This is a genomic window from Cellulophaga geojensis KL-A (assembly GCF_000568425.1).
Lineage (GTDB): Bacteria > Bacteroidota > Bacteroidia > Flavobacteriales > Flavobacteriaceae > Cellulophaga > Cellulophaga lytica.
The window spans coordinates 94496-115382 of record NZ_ARZX01000011.1 but is presented as its reverse complement, the minus strand read 5'-3'; the positions used below and the strand labels follow the sequence as shown (position 1 = coordinate 115382).

The following is a 20887-nucleotide window of genomic DNA, read 5'->3' as shown; positions in this document are numbered from 1 at the left end:
TTAAAGAGTTTGAAAATGAAATAATAAGTCACATAGATTCTTATATTCTACCGTTTTTTGAAAAGTTTCCTAATGCCAAGTCTGTAAATGATGAAATATTTGAGAAGCTAGATTTTGAAGAATTCCCGAATTACATACCAGGTAACTGTACTCTTAAAACATTGATAATAATGAAAATGTATAATAACTCTAGGTATAAAGAATATAAAAATAAAAAAGATGAAGAATATAAATTCTATATAAATCAAAACTCTTCAATGTGGCAATCATCTTATGATAGCTTTCTTGCTTTAACATCATACTTAGATGAAAAATTTATTACATAATCCCTCGCTAGCGCAAGCATCTTGCTTGTTCCGTAAAGAGTAAGCAGAGCAACAGAAAATTAAAAAACCACCCAAATGTTACATTCAGGTGGCATTTTACTAATTTTTAAAGTATTACTGTTTATAAAACTGTTTACTTTCTGTTCCTGGTATAGAAATAATATACATTCCAGTTTTTAAATTATCTAAAATAATAACTGCTTCTTCTGCTGTTGCATTCATTTCTTTTACAACAACACCATTCATATTCCTAACTACAAGCTTATCTCCTACTTTTACTCCTGCTACTTTTATTAATTCACTTGCAGGATTAGGATATACTGTTAAAACAGCTTCACTGCTTCTTAAACTAGCTGTTGTTGGTACTATTTTCCATTTTTGGTTGCCATTTCCTTTTTCATAAGTATAAGTTATTGCATTGGTATTAAGTGTTCCGTTATTACGGTCTAAACCTTGTGTTTGGCAGTGGTTAGGCAATAAGCCGTATACATTAGTTCCGTTTTCTATAACTTTCCATTGTTGGTGTTTACCAGCAGCACTTGTATAAGTTGCTACTTGAATTCCGTTTTCACATTTAGCATAAGGCACTTCTAAAAATCTATTGTTTGCTTTGTTTTTTATAGTATATACATTATCACCTAAATGCGTAAAAATCCATTTTTGATCATCATAATTACCCGGATTTACCATTTTAGCGTTAAATGTCTCTAAGGCTCTAGACAATAATCTTTGGTTAGAAGTTACAGACTCTATAGTATACATTCCATTATCTATTAACTGAGAGGTTACTGGCGAACCTGCATCTGCTTTTCCTTTTAACAATACAATAGCAGAATAAGGAGCTACAGTTATATTTCCTGTGTAATTATTATGCTTTGCATCTACATAATCTGTAGATCCCAAACTTACAGATTTTGCCACACCTGTTGTATTTACTACAAATTTTATAAAAGTATTTGGATTTGCTGTTGCTGCAAAAGTAACCGGAGCACTCTTTCCTTTTTTCTCGTAATTAGGATATTTTGATTTAAATTCATTTAAGTTGTACTCTGTGTTTTGTCTGCCAGCTCTTATACTAATTTGTTTACTTCCATTAAAGGGCATACAATAATAATTACTATTTATATCTCCTAAAAAAGTATTAAAACCAGCATCTGTAATTTGGTTGGTATACCTTGCAGAAAACTGGTTTGGTTTTTTACAAAACAATATATTATTAGTAACTGTATTATTTGTTGATTTTGCTACACTACCACCAGCACCAAAACTATTATTATAGGTAGATAGTACTAACCCATTATCACAATTATAAACCGTATTGTCTTTAATTGTATTTTTACTAGACAGGTTTGCCATTAACCCCCAGCCTACAATGTTATATACCGTATTTTCATAAATTAACTGGTTTTGAGAGTCATTATCTATGTAAATACCAGCTGTTTTAACACCTCTTCCGGCAGGTATACCTCTAATGGCACCAGGAGAATCATGTACCATATTGTTATAAATACTGTTATTTCCGTTTTTATTACCTACAGAATATATACCTCCACCATCATCTTTGGTATAGCAATAATTACTAATATTGTTATACCTAATTTTTAAGTTACCACCACCAAAATTTAATGCATGATAGCCTATATCTTTAATTGTATTTTTTTCTATAATGTTAGTAGAAGATCCAGATTTACTAATAAACCTAACTCCTGTATACCCAATAAAACCTGGCGCACCCATACCAGTACGCATACCTATATTTTGCACCTTATTATTTGTAAAAGTTAGTCCATTTATACCCTCCCAACGTATAGCAACGTTATTACTTTCTTCAAAAACAGTATTTGTTACTTTTATATTGCTTAAGGTAAAACCTAAAGACAAGTAATTATTTCCATTGTAAAAATTACAGTTTGTAATAGTTAAGTTAGAAGCACCGCTTATAGCTAGAGTCTGACTTAAACCTCCTTCTACTCTTAAATCCTGAATTTTAATATAATTGGTATTATTTAAAGCCAATGTCTCATCCCCTGCTGGTATTTCTACATTTAAATTGTTAGGGTTGCTATTGCTATACAAATACAAAACACCAGCGTTTGTATCATGTGCCCACTCACCATTTTGGTCTAGTGTATTAACGTGATTCTGAAAAAAGTATCCAAAATTGTTTTCGATATTGTTTTCAAAACCTGCACTAGGGTCTGATAAACTAAAATTTACCGTTGTACCTCCATGAGATGTCACAGTTTCTACCTTAACATTATCATCTGTAGTTCTAATGGTAATTTCACCACCTTTAAACCTATTTGATGCATAAGGTAAACTTGATGCTTCTGAAATAGATTTATTATTTCCTGCATGAGATTTTATTGTTCTGTAACCACCATTTGCAGCACTAATATTTGGCTCTCTACCTATTTGTTGTGCTTGGTTGTTTAAAAATAACGATGGTATTCTGCCATTATTAACCTTAGCTAAATTTGTTTTCCAAATGTTGCCATTATGGCGTGTCCAGTTATTTATTTTTTTTGCTGCCCTAAGTATTGGTTTATTACCAGAACCATATGCTTTTAAAACTATTGCTTTACCAGACGAGCCTTTTTTACCCTTTAAATCTAAAGAGCCATAAAACACATCTCCTTTATTAAAATTAATAACATCACCAGCATTAATTTTGCTTTTTTGACTGTTTACTTTGTTTATAGTTTTCCAGGGCGTAGCGGCAGATATACCGTTATTAGAGTCGTTACCAGAGGCACTTACATAGTAGTTTTTTTGTGCTACTAAGGAGAGTCCGCTTAAAAGTAAAAAAGCGCACAGAATGTATGTATGTATTTTTTGTTTAGTAAATATCATAATAAGATGTTTAAAAAGCCGCCAAACTATAGTAGTCAGGCGGCATATGGTTGTTATTTTTTTATAAATTTATGACTGCTTTTTCCTTGAATTGAAATAATGTAATTCCCCTTCTTTAAATTTGAAATATTTATAGTTTCATTATTATTTTTAGCCGCTTTTTTTAATATTATTTTACCTGAAAAATTATACACAATAAGCTCATCACCTTTACTTATATTAGAAACAGTTATGTAATTTTGTGCAGGATTAGGGTATGCTACAATACTTGACTTGTTCTCCGCAATCAATAACCTTTGTATTGTAGTTGGTTCTACTCCGCTACAATCTAAACTTAGGGTTAGTTTTGGTGGATTTGTACCTTCTTTAGACCAAAAGGACACATCATTACCATTAATTTGATTCACTAATAATGTTATAGTTTCTCCTGCTTTTACATCTCTAAGTGTCCATGTATAGGTTTTACCCACAACAAATGAGCTTATCTGTGTCCCTATAATACTAGATACTTGCGGCTTATTAGTATCAGACAAGTTATCTTCTGTCCAGTTATTAGAAGTTCCTTTGTTAATATCTACACGCCCATTACCACTATCTGTAGAAACAGTTAAGCTTAATGTAGCACTTTTAATTGCTGGCAAATTAGATGGTATGCCAAACTTAAGATAAGTAACTCTTTTACCAGTTTCCACCCTTAACTGACTAGTGTTGTACGTTTGTGATCCTTGTATGTATGCATCTTCAGACAATAATACAATTTCCTCTTCACTACAATTAGTTGCTCCACCCGTGTTTTCTCCTAAAATAATAGGATACAGTGTTCCTCCCTTTGGAGTTAAACTTGTTGCTAATGCCGGAAAATTTGTGGCAGGATTAGATGGTTTAACTTGCCTAGGACCTTTGTATAGTAAATTTTGATTAGACCAAGGTGTTGCATTATTATGGTTTTGCTCCAAACACTGATTTTTAAATATAAAATTTGGATTTTTAGAGTTTTGATGCTGACTAGACCAAGGTCCCATTATTGCATAATAATTAGGTTCTTTATTACTATTATAAACCGCATTAGGCGTATCTGCCTTAGAGTTAGGCATATCAAAAGGCAATGTAATTCTGTTATTTTCTATTAAGTTGTTGCCCTTATCTCCACTATGAAAACTTACTTCTTGCTTAAAGTCATTATCATAAACCACATTATACTCAACTTTACTACCCTGTAAAGATATATGCCTTAAATGTGTAACCTTACAACCAGTAATTAAGTTATATGCTCCTTGAATAAAAAAGTATCCCTGCGCACCACCTGCTTTTTTATGAGCACCATCTACACGCAAATCTCTTAACGTAATATGGTTTGCTGGTACCCTAACAGGATCTTTTGCAGAGTTTATAATATTTACTTTATCTAACCAACAATCTTCAGAATCATTAAATTTAACAGATATGTTATCGTTGTTTTTCAATTCATCATTTGCATCTAAACTATAATTCCAATCGTATTTAGGTTTTCCCCAACTACCTTGTATGGTTAATGTGTAAATACCACTTTTACGAACCTTATAAAAACTAAACGCATCACTACTTGTCATACTAATAATGCATTTTACACCATCTCTAGTCTCTCCAATTAATGAGACATTAGACTTCATTACAATTCGTTTATTAATATTGTAAGTACCGTTTTTTAGTAACACTGCTACCAATCCGCTACTTTTAGATGCATCTTTAATAGCATTATTAATAGCATCACTATTGGCGCCACTTGTAAGAGTTTTAACAACTTTTACATCTTTTAAAAACGGAATACCGCCTCTAACGCCAGCTTTTTGCCATTCTTTCATTTGCGGGTACCTACTGTCATACTTATTAGAATTAAAACGTACACCTGGGTCTCCTACCTTTAATTGTGCCCTTACTTTTAAACCTATACATAATAGAAAAATAAGACTGCAAACAATTACTTTTTTATATTTAAAAAGATTAAAATTCATAGCATTTAAAATTAAAAGGCTACTTGGAATATAATATTCCAAATAGCCCTTAGATTTGTTATTTTTTTATAAAATGAATACCTTTTTCTCCTTCTACACCAATAATATATTTACCAGCTTTTAAACCAGATACAATTAGTGTTTCTGAATCATTTGTTGCTCTTTTTTTAAGAATTACATTCCCTGAAAAATCATACAAAATAATTTGCTTACCTACACTAACACCAGATACTGTTACGTATTCTTGTGCCGGATTAGGAAAAACAACAACTTTACTTTCATTGATTTTTAAAGCCACACTTGCGCTTTCAGAATTAGAACAACCCTCTAATACTTCTTCTGGTCCAGATCCTACAGGTTTAGTGTACGTCTTAGAAAGTACAAACTTATCCATCTCAAATCCATCCTCTCTCATTGAAAAAGAAATTGTATGCACTCCTGCTGTTGGTACATCAATAAAGATTTTTTGCGCTTCGCCACAATGATTTGCATTTGTACGTTGCTTACTCTCCCAAGTCCATTGTTGCTTACCAGTACACCATTGCATTTTTTGCCCAGAAGCTGGCCAAGTTCCATTAATACCAACGTGTACACCGTTATCTTCAGATCCTGTAGAATGTGCTCTTACCCAAACAAAATATTTTCCTGGACTAGTAAACTTAACTTTATAATTTACTATTGCTATTTTTCCTGGTTCATTAGAAAAATTTTGAGCATTAAGAGGGTCGCTATGAGTTACTCTTGTATCTGGTAAAATTTCTAAATACCCATTACCACTTGCTTCGCTATAGTGATTTGAATCTGGATCTGGAGTTGGAGTACCTGTTGTGGTTTCATTAAAAGTATACCATTTTCTATCGTCATCTTTAGATTGACTGAAAAAATGTTCTGCTTCTACAGCTACTACTCCATTTTTTTCTACAGCAATACAATCATTACCAGGTTCTTCAGTAGTAACATCTTCTTCAAAAATTAGTTTGTTTACATTAAATAAATAACCAGAATCACCTGTAAAGTTCAATTGAAGTGTTTGCTTCCCCGCTTCTAAATTAACAGTTGCAGTTACCGTTTTCCAAGTTTGCCAACCTCCAGTATTTACTACAGTAAGTTCACCAATATTAGTACCATCTGCATCAATTTTAATTGTACCTCCTGTTGTATTTGTTGCTACTTTTGCCTGTATTTTGTAAGTACCTGCTTGCGCTACATTTACTTTATAATTGGTATAATCTCCATCTTCTATATAGCCTATGTTTTTTCCTCCACCAACATCAGATGTGTTTTCTACTTGTGTACCCAATTGATCTGTAAAGTTTTCTGCTTCTAAAGTTCCAGGCAATAAAATATTGTTATTTACTGCTCCGTTAGCTTCATCGCATTCAACCTCTAAAATTAATTTAGGAGATGTAGCCCCTTCTTTTGATGAAAAAGACACATCATTACCCGCAGTTTGCTTTAGTATTAAAGTAATGGTTTCCCCAGGTGTTACATCAGTTAAGTTCCAATCATAAGTACTACCTACACTATAAGTAGTGTTTAATTGCCCTAATTTTGTGCCTTCTGCAGGTTTGTTTGTGTTAGACAAATTAGCCTCTGTCCAGTTAGTAGAGCTTCCTTTAAAAACCTCTATTAAACCATTGCCAGAATCACTAGAAACTGTAAGTTGTAACTTTACACTTGTAACTGTTTTAGAGGTTGTAGGTACTGTAAACTTTAGGTAAGCTAGTCTTCTACCACTTTCTACTCTTAATTCTGCGTTGTTAAACCTAGTTGTTCCTTGCAAATAAGCATCGTTTGTTAAGGTAGATGTTAATACATTATCACAAACAGTATTGCCATCATCATTTTTACTTGTAATTAACGCAACCCAGTCATTAGTATCTGGTGCTACCAAATTATTACCTAAGGTTGTTTTTGCTGATAAATTACCTCCTGCTCTAGGGTTAAACCACTGTACATTATACTTGTTATTACCACTTGGCAAACTTAAAGATGTACTACCGCCATTGGGTCTGTAAATAGCATATATTTTACCTTCTTTAGTAAATACATAGTCATTATTATCTGCCGTAACATTATCTGCAGAAATCATTTCTGTTAAGTATGGCTGTAAATGTGTATTAAAAAAAGAGAGCGCATAACTACCTTCTTTATACTTAGCACCTCTTTTTCTATGGTCTTGGCCATTAAGGTCACCATCATTACTAGTATAACCACTGTAATATTCTACACCGGCACCACCAGCTAAAAAAGTTGCCCAAAGTACTTTTTCTCTAACTTGTTTGTCCGAGACCATTATACCTTGTGATGCAGTACCTTGCTCATCATTTGCTACCACCCATTTTTTACCTGTATTTCTTGAGTTTATTACCCATCTACGTATATCTTTATGTACATTATTTTGACTTGTTTGTACAGACACACCTGTTAAGTTAGACTTGTTACCTATTAATGGGTTATACCTTTGGTCTTGCTGACCTGGGTATGTATGTAAAACAATATGGTTGTTATATGCATCTAAATTTTTAATATAATTTATAGTAGATTTTACCACATCATCTTTAATGGTAGATTCTTCAGATAGGTTCCAGTTTAATGCTAAATGGTGTGCAAACCTGGCAATTAACTCGCGGTAGTATAACTTACGTTCCCTACCAAAAGTATGACCATCCATTTTTTCACAATTTTCTGTTTCCATTGTTTTAAAATGTAAGTACATACCTTTTTTATCTGCATACTCCATTACTTTCTCCCATTGGGCAAGTTTAGATACATCAAACCTATCTTTATGTAGCTTATTCCACTGTTCAGATTTGCTTGCGCTAGAGTAATCTGATGATGACCCTTTTAATATGTGTGGAAAAACAGCACCATCATCACCACCAGCTGCCCATGTTAAAAAAGAGATTACGTTGGCACCTTGCCCGTGCAAATAGTTTATAGATCCTAAAATACCTTTACCTTTACCACTGTTCCAAGTATACGCACTTGCATCTGTAGCATTATAGTCTGTAACATGTGCTTGCCAGGTTTTACTTTTATTACCACCAGCTGTATTGCCAGGTGTACCATCAAAATCTACATAATGGAAACGGTTTTCAGGAGAATCTGCCCCAACTTTTAAAAACCAAGCTCCGTTAGGGTTATTTGGGTTTGTACCAGTATGCTTAAGATAGTGTTCTCCCACATATTGTAGTCTACCCAAATCTTTATTTCTAAAGTCTCTGCCTGTTTTATTAGATTCACTAATGGTAAAACTACCTGTTGTACCATCCATAAAACCACCACTGCTACCGCCACTATTAATTGCAACGTTAGTACCAGATTTAAAAACTGCTGTCCAGTTCCAAAGTCCTATATCATCTGGTGTAAAATGTACTCTCCATTTATTACCAGAATTACAACCCGTATTTTCTGCGTTACCACAAGCTGCATAGTACCCAGGTACAGTAAAACTTCTGTTGCTGTTTTTGTGTGTAAAAGTTACGTCTAATCTGTAATCTGAAAAAGGATTAGGATTAGCGGTTTCTGATGTACTTGGTCCGTTAAAAGTTATTGATAATTTGTGCCACCGTTTTAGCTCTCCTTCTGGAGTTTGAGCACTTAAAAACATACCAAAAAGTATGAATACCGTTAATAGATGAGGTTTAAAAAATTTCATAGTAGTAAAATTTAAATTAAGAATTAAACAATTAGTAACAAACGACTTATGACTGTAAAAAAAGTTTAAGACTTTGTTTTTTACATTACTAAAAGACATATAAATAATAGCTTAGCTATGGCTTAAGTGTACAAACAACTATGCATAAGAAATTATTTAAGGCTTATGTAGTTTTGTTAAAAAACTGAACAGTAGAGTCACAAGATTCATTATTTTTTTATGTATCAACAAAAAGAATATTCAGTTAAAACATAGGTTATCCGTTATGTAGCTAATAGTATTAGCCCATTTTGCGCATTTAGCCTTATGAACAGACTAAATAGATACGCCCTATATTTTACCAAACAGTACTTTTTTAACTAGTACTAAAAGATGAAAAATGATAAAATGTTAAATAATGAGTGATTAAAGAATAACAAGCCCAAAGCTCGTTTTTAGCAATGTAGTAGAACTTAAGTACAATTGTTTTCATTTTGTAAATAATTAAGTTGATAAAAAAATTCTTTGGGGATACAGCAAAGGTAAGTTATTTCTTACTTAATAATAAAAAATAATTCATATAAATAAAAAAAATTAACAATAATTCAGAATTATAGAAATACAGTAGCTTAATAAATAATTAAATTGGGATTTAACCACTAATTTAACAAGAATTAACTTCTTTTTTACGTGTGCTTTTAGAGCTTAAAATAGTGTGCTAAAACTAACTTTAAAATTAACAATTGTACACTAAATAGTTAATTTACAAAATATTAACATTTTTAAGTCATAACTTTTAATGTACTGTAAGCTACCATCTATACAATAAATACTACTAATTACCATTAAATCTCTGCTTTTTATACTATTATAACAAAGTTTACAGTTTTCTGTACTTAATAAATCTTATTATAATTAGAAGTATTTTCGTAAATTCATGAGTACCATTTACCTTAGTTACATACTAACCCCTTTTTTTAACCTTACTTTATGGGAAAAAAACTAATTATAGTTTCCGTAATATTATTCTTACTAATAACAGTAATTATATGGAATGTTTCATATAATCAAGTACAAACGTACACTAATAACATAATATTAGTAGAAAACATAAAATCTAACAATAAACTAGTAGAAACAGAGTCTAAATTAAATGAGCTCTATAGTATTAGTAAAAAAAATGTGCTTTATATAAGTAAACTAATACAGTTAGATTTAAAAAGTAATACTTCTGCTGTAGAAATAGAAAAAAAGCTAAAAACTTTTATAGATATAGATCCCAATTACTTTCAGGCAAGGCTAATAAATAAAGAAGGTATAGAGGTTATACGCGTAGATATAGATTCTTTAGCTTCTTCTAATAAATACCAAGACAAGTCTAATAGGTATTATTTTAAAGAATCTATTAAAGCTAAAAAAAATGAAGTATACATTTCTCATTTAGATCTTAATATAGAGAAACAAAAGATAGAAAAACCTTACAGACCAACAATTCGCTTTTTTACTCCTGTATATGTAGATAATAAATTACAAGGAATTGTTGGGTTAAACTTGAATGCTAAAAATTGGTTTAAAAATTTAGACACTTACAACTTAACATTACTAAACTCTAAAGGAGAAGTTTTTTATGGTGACCATAACAATTTATACAAGCCCTCTAAGGTAGACTTAACAACAAAAGACGCTAAAGGAAACAATATATATATGTCTAAAACTGTAAGTTTAGAGGGCAACCACCCTTGGACTATATATACCAGTACTAAATTAGAAGATACAGAAAAAAACTTGGCTAGATTTAAATTTGAGACCTATAAAAATGCAGGATTACTAAATTTAGGATTACTCATTTTTTTAATTATTGTATATTCTTTATATATTAAGAATGAAAATATATCTAACCTTAACCAAACTGTAGAAAACAGATTATCTGAAAGAGATACACTACTTAAAGAAATACACCACAGAGTTAAAAACAACTTACAAGTAATTACAAGCCTACTAAGTTTACAGTCTAGCTTTATTAAAGATGAAGAAACAAAAGCTCTTTTTAGGTACAGCCAGTATAGAATAAACTCTATGGCCATAATTCATGAAATGCTTTACAGGTCTAATGACTTAAGCAGAATTAATTATGGAGAGTATATGGAGCAATTAGCAAATACTATGCTAATATCTATGAAAGGTAATGATACTAACATTAAACTAGATATTAAAGCTACAGATTTGTATTTAAACTTAGACACCTCTGTACCATTGGGTTTAATGATTAACGAGATAATTACAAACTCCTTAAAGTATGGATTTAAAGATGAAGAAGGAGGAACTTTAAGCATTGAGATTAAAAAATTAGTGTATCCTAATTTTTTATTACTAATAGGAGATAACGGAATAGGATTTCCTAAAAGCATCAATTTTAGAAACACTAAATCACTAGGATTAAAATTGATACACAAACTAGCCCTACAACTTAGAGGTAATATTGAAAAAGATAACTCTAAGAAAGGAACAAATTACATCATCACATTTCAAGAAATTGAACAAACATCATAAATTATGGCATTAAAAGTACTCATTGTAGAAGATAATATGATTATACAAATGTTTATAGAGAGCATAATAGAATCTATAGACGAAAATATTGTAAGAACCGCAAGCAATAGTAACGAAGCTATTTCTGCTTTGCGTTTTTTTTCACCAGACATTATATTATTAGATATAGGTTTAAGCGGAGATAAAGATGGTATTGAAGTTGCAGAGATAATAAATAAGGATTATAAGATACCTTTTGTATTTATAACAGGCAATTCTGATGCTTCTACTATAAAACGTGCAGAAAAAACAAAACCAATGCACATAATTCGTAAACCAATAGATGAAAATCAGCTTAAAGCAGAGTTTGAAATTATATGCAGTAAATTGACCGAAAAACCATAGAAAAGTGCATTTCAACTCAAAAAAGCGTTATTTAATCGATGAAATGACCTTTTTTAGCAAAAACCTATGAATATTTACTAGTACAGGTAACGGGTTAATTCTAGATCTTTGATGTAGTGATAATTTAACCCCTATCTTATGAAAAATTTTATAACCCACAAAGCAGCTATAGTATGTATTTCTACATTCTTCTGCTATTCGTTATCTGCACAAAATACAGTTGCAAGTAACGCTTCTAAAACAACTACTGTTGAAGTAAAAAAGAGAGTAGACAACTACAAAAAACTTAAAAGTTTAGGTTACACAGACAAAGAAATTTACGAAGATCTAGGTAATGCTAACTTTTTAGTAAAAAAGTATGAAACTGCCGCTTTTTGGTACAAAAAGCTAAAAGATGTTAGTAAAGACAAAATGCTAAACAAAAGCTACCAAGAGCGTTACCAATTTGCACTAAAAAAAGTTGGTGTTAGTACAACTAAAGATGCTCACAACACCAATAAAGATTGGATGGCTGCTGTAGCTAATGATTACAAAACTACTAAGCAAAAAAACAATACTACTTATACGGGTAAGTATGGTGAGTATAGTTTTAACCCAAAAGGAAACTCTTCTTTAGAGACTGTAACACAGCAAAACAATTATTTAGAAGAAATTACAGACAAGCACAACGCTTATAAAACACCTGTAGCAGTTACTGCAGATGGTAAAACAGCTTACTTTAGTAAAGGTGTTTATGTAAAGCCAGCAACTGGCATTTTCTCTAAAAAAGAATTGGTACATAAAATATATAGAGCAGAAAATGTAAACGGACAATGGAAAAACGTTAAAGAAATTGCTTTAGCTCCAAAAAATTACTCTGCAATGCACCCAACAGTTTCTGCAGACGGAAAACGTTTATTTTTTGCATCTAATATGCCTGGTACTTTTGGTAAGTTTGATATTTATGTTGCTTCAATTAAAGCAAACGGTGACTTTGGAGTTGCAAAAAACTTAGGTCAAAAAGTAAACACAGAAAAAAACGATTTATATCCTAAAATTGTAAACGGAAACTCATTATTTTTTGCTTCAAACGGTCACAAAGGCTACGGAGGATTAGATATTTACATGGTAGAAGTTGGTCAGCGTAAAGTTGGTATTGCTGCAAATTTAGGTAGCAGAATTAATAGTGATAAAGACGATTTCTCTTTGGATTTACAATCTAAAAACGGAATGGGCTACGTAATGTCTAACCGTGGACAAGGAAATGTAGAAAGAGTAGCATTTACATACACTAACAAAAACAGAGATTTTAACTCTCTAGAAGCTGTTAATGATGAATCTTCAATAAACTATTCAACATCTGTTTTTGAAGATTAAGACCCAAGTTATATAAACAACCTACCCCCTTAGTTTATATTTCTTTACTGTACTTAGGCAAAAAAGTACTTACATTTTTCACCCCAAAATAACCGTAATTTTTACTACTATGAAAAGTCAAGTTTCATTTACTCACAAAATCTGTTTACTAGTTTTAGTATCTATTTTACTAAGCATACAAACATTAACAGCACAAGAGGCTACAGTTTCAGAAAATAGTTCAAACAATTCTTATCACAATCAATTGTTTTTTAATAGATTTTTAATAAATCCTACCTTTTCTTTGGTAAGAGAAAACAAATCTTACTTAAACATTTTACACAGAAACCAGTACGCTACTTTTGATGATAATGTACAAAACTATTTTGTAGGTTTTAGTAGTAAAATTAATGACAATGCCGCTTTTGGTATTGGTATTTACAGCCAGTGGGCTGGTGTTGTACAAGAGTTTGGTTTTAATGCAAACTATGCTACAGCAGTACAGTTAAGTGAAAAAAGTAAACTTACTTTTGGTGCTAACGTAACTTACTTTAACGAAGGTTTAGATAAAAACAGAGTTATTGCAGATGATAACGATTTACAGTTAATAGATGCAAAAAAGGAAAGTAAATTAGCTATACAACCAGCTATTACACTATCTGTTGGTAGGTTTGATGTTGGTATCTACGCTAAAGATTTGGTAAAATACAACCAAACAACAAATGCTTTTTCTATTAATTTTAATGACAGAAGTGTTAAAGCATCATTACAGTACACACAACCGTTTAGCGCTACTAGAGGTTTATTTGCAGAAGGTAGGTTTATGCCACTTGTACAGGTTGGTAAAAATGAAAACGGAGGAATATCTTATGTAGGTTCTATGTTATTGGATTTACCTAAGTACGGATGGTTACAATCTACTATAGATAATGAGCACGGTATTTCTATGGGACTTGGTTTTAACTTAAACAACAAAATGTCTTTAGGTTATTTGTTAGAAAAAGATGTAATGAACAAGGAAACAGACTTAGGCTGGAACCACGAGTTATCTTTAGCATATACATTTAAAAATAACGGTCCTGCTTTTGCTACAAATGATAAGCAAGAGTCTTATGATAGTAAAGTAGATAATATTATTAAAAACTATGAGGAGCAAATTTTAGCCCTTATGGAAGATCAAAAAAGAGATAAAGAAAGAATTGTTGCTTTAGAAAGCGGAAAAGATGCTACTAAAATGGCTATTTCTAACAAAAAAAGAGAAAATGAGATTTTAGCACTAATTACAAAACAAAATAGTTTAAAAAGAAATAAAAAAAATACACCAGAAGCTAAAAACACAACTAGTACAGTTAATAACAGTACACCTACAACAAAAAGCACGCAAAATGCATATGCTGGTACTGTAAAAACTGTTGGTCCTAAAAACGCAGTGCAAGACAAGTTTAACACAATGGTTAAAAACTTTGAGTCTCAAAGCGTAACATTAAACAGTAAAAAAAGAAAAAACAACCGTAAAAACAAAAAAGCTGCTAAATCTAAAGCTGTTACAGAAACAACAGTACAAGAAGATGAAAACTCTTTAGCTTACCAAAACAGATTAATATTAGATGAGCTTATTTTAAGACAAGATTCTATTGAAAATGCACGTAGCGCAGAATTAGAAAAAAAGTTTGAAACTATTGTACGTATTTTAAGAAACGATATTAAGCAAAACATACAAACTACAGCACAACAGGTTAATACTATACCAAACAATGCTGTAGCTGCTAAAACAACTAAAAAGGTTACTTATAAGTTAGATGCAGATAAAACAACTACAACTAACACAGTTGCTGCTAAAACTGATAACAAAAAATTTAAAGAAATTCCTTTAAAAGTAGTAAACCAGTCTGATATGGATGGTGTTAAGTCTGGATACTACGTAATTGCAAATGTTTACAAAACTAAAAAGTATTTAGATGCTTTTATGACAAAACTTAAAAAGCAAAACATTGATGCAAAACAATTTTACAATAAAGAAAATGATCTTTACTATGTATACATAGCAGATTACAACTATATGGAAGAAGCAGAAGACGCTTACGCATCTAACCTTAACGGTAAATACCAAGATGAAAAATGGATTTTAAAAGTAGACAAACCTACTTATTCTGCATCTACAGCAACAGCTGCAAATATATATGAAGATTAATACAATATAAGTTGACTCTCCCTAGAGTATAAATTGGGTTATTTTATAAGTGAAAATTACGCATCGGGGGTTGCGGGTAGTCCTAAAAGACAAAGTATATAACGTTCTTATACTTGTCTTTTGGACTATTTTTTTTTACAAAAAAGTGTAGTTCATCTAAAAAATTACTTTAGAACCATTCTAAATAATAAGTTAAAATTTTAACACTTTATCGATTAGGCCTTTTATAATATACGGTTAAAAGCATTAAAGTAACGACGAAATGCACACTAACCCATTTTAAACCAGAAATTACCTACTTTTTAAATTTTGTCAAATAACGCAAAAGTCATATCTTTAGTATAGAGAAACAAATAAATAGTATAGAACCTATTTAATTACGTAAATCTTTTCTATTAAAATGAACGTTAAGAAAAGAGTTACATTTTTAAAATATAGTATTTATTTACTCTAAAAAATAGATTTTAGAAACTTGTAAAAAGGTTTCTTTCACCCCCAAAAACCCAAATTATATGAAGCTTTTTTACATTACAAAAAGTAACCAAAAACAAACCTACAAAACCTGCGATCAGCAGTCATTTTTTCACCTACAAAAAAATGATAATCTACGCTGTAAACGGTATAATAATCTCTGTATTTAATTTTTTGATAGTACTAGAAAGCTATAGTTTATAGTAGGTATTATAACTAAAATTAAAATAAAGAGTACCCCTACCCTTTTAATTTTAATTATAATTTCTGACTAATAAATTGCACTTAATTATTGTAAAAAATAAGTTAAGACTGGATTTCTATTTTCTATTTTAAAATTAAATACAACCCCAAATTTCACTTATAAACTTAACCTGTATGCTATTATAGTATGCAAAAACCCCCAACTTATGCAAACAAAAAATTTAAATGTTATTGTAATAGATAACGATCCGCTGTTTAAAAAAACGTACAAACATTATTTTAGTCTATACTCAGACTACAACTTAATTGGTATTTATGGTTCTGCAAAAGAAGCCCTAAGGTCTTCTACTACAGTAGCACCAGATATTATTATCACAGATATTCCAGAAGAAGAATTTGGTGGTATAGATGTATTAATTAAATTTAAAAAGAAAGCTGTAAACGCAAAAATTATTATTGTTAGTGAACAAAATGATTTTACACTAATTAAAAAAGCATTTAAAAACGGTGCAAACGGTTATTTAACCAAACCTTTAACAGAAATGAGACTGTATGATGCACTAAACTCTATTAAAATTGATGGTGCAGCAATTAGTAATGATATTGCTAAGCAAGTTATATCAATGTTTCAAAGAAAGTCTTTTAATGAGTTTTCTAAAAGAGAAAATGAAATTATTGATCTTTTATTTGAAGGAGAAACCTACAAAACTATTGCAGAAAAACTATTTGTTACTGCAAGTGCTGTTAACTTTCATATACAAAATATATATTTAAAACTTAACGTAAACTCTAAGTCTGAAGCACTGGACAAGCTTAGACAGTTAGATTGTGCTTAAAGCAAAACAGTATAGCAAAAACAAACAAAACCTACTTATGCTTTTGCTTATACTAAAATTTAAATAGTGCAAACTATTTATGTAGATTGTCCATATTTTACCATAAGACCCTTGAAATTGTTGATTTTTTCAGGGGTTTTATATTTTTAGTCTGTAAAAATTGTTTCTCCTTTTACCAACCAGGCAATTCCAAAGCACTCTATTGCTATGGTTTCCATCCAAAAGGTAATGTGGTTTTGGTAATATACATCTTCTGGTATTACTTTTAGTAAGCCAAGCATTATTACAAGCAAAGCACAAAACATAATTGCACCTGTTATTTTATAAATTGTATTTCGCTGTTTTTTTTCTTTTGTTCGTTCTGCTTTTGGCTTATCTGACCTTGTAAAAACAAAAAGCGACATATAATTTAGGCTCAATAAAAATATAGCAGCAGCTATGTAATGAAAACGTACCCGCCAAGTATTATCTTGTATATAAGTTACACTATAGGCTGCATCTGCATCACAACAGGTAATAGCTATATTATCTGTAGGGAATAATAATAGTAGAATAGCAAAAACACCTGCAACAAAAGAAATGTAAAAATCTATAGGCTCTCTGCCCTTATACACCATTAAAAATATTGCCATTATACTCACAACTATAATAAATATGGGGTTTGCGCGTGTGTAGTAATAATGGCTAATAGACTCTAAAGTACTTGTGTGTTCTGCTGTTACCCATAAAAAAGCAAACAATAAAATAGGCAAAGCTATACCTAAAACTCCTATTAATCTTCGCAGAGTTTGCGTGTTTGTTAACCAAATATCATCATCTCTCCTATAATCTAAATGTAACATTTTCTGCATTTTAGAAGTAGACTCTTGCTTGTTTTTTTGCTTCATAACAAATTTAATTATGGCAATTGTTGTAACATAAACTTATAGCCTAAGGCTATTAAAATGGCTAAACCAAAACTTATTAAGGTACCAATAAGTATGTATTCTGTTAATTTACGGTCGTTTGCTTTAGATAAATCTCCAAACCTAAAAACAGATTTTGCTGTTAATAAAAAGCCAATACCACTCCACTGCCCTAGTACTATAAACATAAAAATAAACAAGCGCTCTAAAACACCTATATATGCACCTGCGTTTTTAAGTGATTTTTTAGATTCGTCTTCTAATTTCCATTTAGATATTATTACTTTCATAAGAATAGCAGATACATTTGTTAGTAAAAAAATTGCTATTAAAAATAATATTACATTAGGAGCTGTTAGGTAAGCTAAGTTTAAACTATAATCTGTATAAGTAGTAGCTACAATTACTAACACTAATAAATGTAGCAATTGATCTAGAAAAAATAAGACTCTAGCATTACCATCATTTTGCAATATTAATTTTGCTAAGTCTATTAAATAATGTGTAATTACAATAGTAGCAATACCAATAAAGTAATTTGTATTAAATTCTAAAACTACCATTAAGGCTAGTAAGTGTATAACTATATGCCAGTACAAGTAAGCCGACTTTTGTTTTTTCTCTAGCTTGTCTTTTATCCATTTATTTGGTTGCAACACAAAATCACCCAAAATATGAGCTAAAAGCAACTTTAATGTAAGTACTAACATAGTTTTTTTATTTGTGTGTTATAGTAATCTAATATTTTTAAAATTTCATCAAAACCAGCTTTTTTTAAACTAGTACTAATATTGCTTTGCTTTTTGTCTAACCTATCTGCTAACTCTTTTTGCGTTACACTGGTATCTTTTAAGCTTTCTTTTATTAAAAGTGCATAATTAGGTGTCCAATTATTTATAGTAAGCTCCAATACATCTAACACTAAATTTAAAACGATATTAAACTCTTGCCAAGGTGTTTTAATTGCCAAAGTTTGTTTTTTTAGGTCTTCAAAACACTCACCAGAATTTATGTAAGCACTACCATTTGCCTCTGTTACCTTTTCTGATGTATAACTTTCTTCTCCTATACCAATTGCCATTCTAACATCTAAAGTCTTAAATTGCTTTAAAACAGTTTTTAATACTAAAGCTATTTTTAAAGCTTGTTCTGGTGTTGTTTTTAGCTGAAAACTATCTCCTCTATATATTTCCCAATCTTTTGGATCTGAGCCTATTTTTTTCAACTCAGACTTAAGCTCTGGTAACCAAACACCTACATCTTCTGCTCTAGAATTAATAATGTCTCCTGTTATAACTGCTATCATTTTTATTTTTCATCAAATATATGCTATTTAACATATAATTGCAATTATATGCCATATAACATATAATTTAAAATATATGTGTTTAAACATATAAAAGAGTGTATCAATTTAAAAATAGATTTTTTTAACAATATTATATTTACAAAAATAGTAATTAATATAAATGATGAGTCAAATTATAGCATCAACCTAAAATAATTAACTAACAAAAAAGAGATACTCTTTTAAAATAGTACTTTTGCGGTATGGTAAGAAACATTCAGCTTAGAACTACATTAAAAGAAGAACCAATACAAGGTATTCTAACAAAAAAAGCTGCTAAATATTTAGGTATTCCTGAAACAGAAATTACGGCTCTAAAAATAGACCGTAAGTCTATAGATGCACGTAAAGCTACCATTTATTTTAATTATAAAGTTACAGTATACATACAAGAACCTGCACCAGAAAATAGCAACTATACTTTTAACTATAAAGATGTTTCTAATGCTAAAGAAGTGCATATTATAGGCTTTGGTCCCGCAGGTATGTACGCTGCATTACGTTGTATAGAATTAGGGTATAAACCTATTGTTTTAGAACGTGGTAATAATGTACAAAACAGACGTAGAGATTTAAAAGCCATTAACCAAGAGCACATTGTAAACCAAGACTCTAATTATTGTTTTGGCGAAGGTGGTGCCGGTACATACTCTGATGGTAAACTATACACCCGTAGTCTTAAGCGTGGCGATGTACGTAGAATTTTTGAAAACCTAGTATACCACGGTGCAACAGACCAAATTTTAATAGATGCACACCCACACATAGGCACAAATAAACTTCCAAAGCTGGTACAAAATATTAGAGAAAATATTATAAAGTATGGTGGTGAAGTACATTTTAATACTAAAGTGGTAGATTTTGATATAAAAAATAACACTTTAAAAGCTATTATTTTAGAAAATGGAAATGAAATGGCGGTAAATAGTGTAATACTAGCTACCGGACATTCTGCTAGAGATATTTATTATTTACTACATAAAAAAGAAATTGCATTACAAGCTAAATCTTTTGCTATGGGTGTACGTGTAGAACATCCGCAACATATAATAGACAGCATACAATACCATTGCAGCGGACAAAGAGATGAGTTACTACCCGCAGCTGCATACAGCCTTGTAGAACAAGTAAAAGGCAGAGGTGTATACTCATTTTGTATGTGCCCAGGCGGATTTATAGTACCTGCTGCAACAGCTCCAGGAGAGGTTGTGGTAAATGGTATGTCTCCATCTAAACGAAATAATTTATATGCAAACTCTGGTATTGTTGTAGAAATTAATGTTGATGAAGATATTCCTAAATACAATAAGTTTGGGGTTTTAAAAGGGTTAGAATACCAGAAAGACCTAGAAAAACTAGCTTTTACCGCAGGCGGAAGAAGTCAAGTTGCACCTGCACAACGATTAACAGATTTTGTAGAAGGAAGATTATCTACAACACTAAATGAAACATCATACCAACCAGGATTAAAATCTGCTCCACTACACTCTTTATTTCCTAAACTAATTGGAAGTCGTTTACGAGGCGGATTTAAAGCATTTGGAGATAAAATGAATGGGTATTACACCTCTGAAGCTAATATTATTGGGGTAGAATCTAGAACCTCATCTCCTGTTAATATTCCAAGAACAGAAAAATTAGAACACCCAGAAATTAAAGGTTTATTTCCTTGTGGTGAAGGCGGTGGCTATGCAGGTGGTATAATTTCTGCTGCTATGGATGGCGAAAGGTGTGCAGAAGCAGCAGTTGCAAAAATATAATTTATAATGACTAAAACTAGCCTTTAGCAATAAGCTTTAGGCTATTGTAATATTACATTGTTTTAAATAAACAATACCACAACACAAGACTTA

13 protein-coding genes are annotated in these 20887 nt (G+C 30.9%); 7 read left to right on the top strand and 6 right to left on the bottom strand.

The features are described from left to right. A partial coding sequence (locus KLA_RS18090) for a hypothetical protein (RefSeq protein ID WP_034645488.1) occupies positions 1-326 on the top strand: 326 nt, incomplete at its 5' end. A gap of 114 nt (positions 327-440) precedes the next feature. On the opposite strand, the gene KLA_RS17600 is transcribed toward KLA_RS18090, so the two are convergent. Genes KLA_RS17600 through KLA_RS17595 form a run of 3 tightly spaced genes read right to left on the bottom strand, consistent with a single transcriptional unit; the run spans position 441 to position 8831 of the window. After that, entirely contained in the window at positions 441-3179 is a 2739-nt protein-coding gene (locus KLA_RS17600) for a right-handed parallel beta-helix repeat-containing protein (RefSeq protein WP_051456086.1), read from the bottom strand. A 53-nt stretch (positions 3180-3232) separates the two neighbouring features. After that, a complete protein-coding gene (locus KLA_RS09960) occupies positions 3233-5170 on the bottom strand; it encodes a T9SS type A sorting domain-containing protein (protein WP_152536841.1) in 1938 nt (645 codons plus the stop codon). Between the two features lie 58 nt (positions 5171-5228). Further along, positions 5229-8831 (bottom strand): carbohydrate-binding protein, encoded by a 3603-nt coding sequence (locus tag KLA_RS17595; protein WP_161633462.1) that lies wholly within the window; start codon positions 8829-8831, stop codon positions 5229-5231. Positions 8832-9800: 969 nt separating this feature from the next. On the opposite strand from KLA_RS17595, the gene KLA_RS17590 reads away from it, so the two are divergent. The 5 genes from KLA_RS17590 (at position 9801) to KLA_RS09930 (ending at position 16781) form a co-directional block, all read left to right on the top strand. Continuing rightward, the gene (locus KLA_RS17590) at positions 9801-11360 is read left to right on the top strand and encodes a sensor histidine kinase (protein WP_013622675.1); all 1560 of its coding nucleotides are present in this window, start codon (positions 9801-9803) and stop codon (positions 11358-11360) included. Between the two features lie 3 nt (positions 11361-11363). Next, positions 11364-11744, top strand: a complete 381-nt coding sequence (locus KLA_RS09945; RefSeq protein WP_013622676.1) for a response regulator — start codon at positions 11364-11366, stop codon at positions 11742-11744. A gap of 138 nt (positions 11745-11882) precedes the next feature. Further along, positions 11883-13100 (top strand): PD40 domain-containing protein, encoded by a 1218-nt coding sequence (locus KLA_RS09940; RefSeq protein WP_013622677.1) that lies wholly within the window; start codon positions 11883-11885, stop codon positions 13098-13100. Positions 13101-13209: 109 nt separating this feature from the next. Next, a complete protein-coding gene (locus KLA_RS09935) occupies positions 13210-15270 on the top strand; it encodes a PorP/SprF family type IX secretion system membrane protein (protein WP_034645483.1) in 2061 nt (686 codons plus the stop codon). A gap of 881 nt (positions 15271-16151) precedes the next feature. Continuing rightward, complete coding sequence (locus KLA_RS09930; RefSeq protein ID WP_013622679.1) at positions 16152-16781, top strand: response regulator; 630 nt, start codon at positions 16152-16154, stop codon at positions 16779-16781. 146 nt (positions 16782-16927) lie between these two features. Here the strand turns inward: KLA_RS09930 and KLA_RS09925 are convergent, their stop codons facing one another. Genes KLA_RS09925 through KLA_RS09915 form a run of 3 tightly spaced genes read right to left on the bottom strand, consistent with a single transcriptional unit; the run spans position 16928 to position 18992 of the window. Continuing rightward, positions 16928-17668 (bottom strand): hypothetical protein, encoded by a 741-nt coding sequence (locus KLA_RS09925; RefSeq protein WP_013622680.1) that lies wholly within the window; start codon positions 17666-17668, stop codon positions 16928-16930. A gap of 11 nt (positions 17669-17679) precedes the next feature. Beyond that, positions 17680-18396: a DUF3307 domain-containing protein gene (locus KLA_RS09920; RefSeq protein WP_034645480.1), complete on the bottom strand. Its 717-nt coding sequence runs from the start codon at positions 18394-18396 to the stop codon at positions 17680-17682. Then, positions 18390-18992: a SatD family protein gene (locus KLA_RS09915; protein WP_013622682.1), complete on the bottom strand. Its 603-nt coding sequence runs from the start codon at positions 18990-18992 to the stop codon at positions 18390-18392. The genes KLA_RS09920 and KLA_RS09915 overlap by 7 nt, the downstream gene beginning before the upstream one ends. A gap of 245 nt (positions 18993-19237) precedes the next feature. Between KLA_RS09915 and KLA_RS09910 the strand changes: the two genes are divergently transcribed. Continuing rightward, the gene (locus KLA_RS09910; RefSeq protein ID WP_034645478.1) at positions 19238-20794 is read left to right on the top strand and encodes an NAD(P)/FAD-dependent oxidoreductase; all 1557 of its coding nucleotides are present in this window, start codon (positions 19238-19240) and stop codon (positions 20792-20794) included. Positions 20795-20887: the final 93 nt, after the last annotated feature.

Excerpts from the sequence above, each read along its gene's own strand:
- KLA_RS09930 (WP_013622679.1), top strand. The coding sequence starts at position 16,152 with ATGCAAACAAAAAATTTAAATGTTATTGTAATAGATAACGATCCGCTG.
- KLA_RS17590 (WP_013622675.1), top strand. The coding sequence starts at position 9,801 with ATGGGAAAAAAACTAATTATAGTTTCCGTAATATTATTCTTACTAATA.
- KLA_RS09920 (WP_034645480.1), bottom strand. The coding sequence starts at position 18,396 with ATGTTAGTACTTACATTAAAGTTGCTTTTAGCTCATATTTTGGGTGAT.
- KLA_RS09945 (WP_013622676.1), top strand. The coding sequence starts at position 11,364 with ATGGCATTAAAAGTACTCATTGTAGAAGATAATATGATTATACAAATG.
- KLA_RS09940 (WP_013622677.1), top strand. The coding sequence starts at position 11,883 with ATGAAAAATTTTATAACCCACAAAGCAGCTATAGTATGTATTTCTACA.
- KLA_RS09915 (WP_013622682.1), bottom strand. The coding sequence starts at position 18,992 with ATGATAGCAGTTATAACAGGAGACATTATTAATTCTAGAGCAGAAGAT.
- KLA_RS17595 (WP_161633462.1), bottom strand. The coding sequence starts at position 8,831 with ATGAAATTTTTTAAACCTCATCTATTAACGGTATTCATACTTTTTGGT.
- KLA_RS09910 (WP_034645478.1), top strand. The coding sequence starts at position 19,238 with ATGGTAAGAAACATTCAGCTTAGAACTACATTAAAAGAAGAACCAATA.
- KLA_RS09960 (WP_152536841.1), bottom strand. The coding sequence starts at position 5,170 with ATGAATTTTAATCTTTTTAAATATAAAAAAGTAATTGTTTGCAGTCTT.
- KLA_RS09935 (WP_034645483.1), top strand. The coding sequence starts at position 13,210 with ATGAAAAGTCAAGTTTCATTTACTCACAAAATCTGTTTACTAGTTTTA.
- KLA_RS09925 (WP_013622680.1), bottom strand. The coding sequence starts at position 17,668 with ATGAAGCAAAAAAACAAGCAAGAGTCTACTTCTAAAATGCAGAAAATG.
- KLA_RS17600 (WP_051456086.1), bottom strand. The coding sequence starts at position 3,179 with ATGATATTTACTAAACAAAAAATACATACATACATTCTGTGCGCTTTT.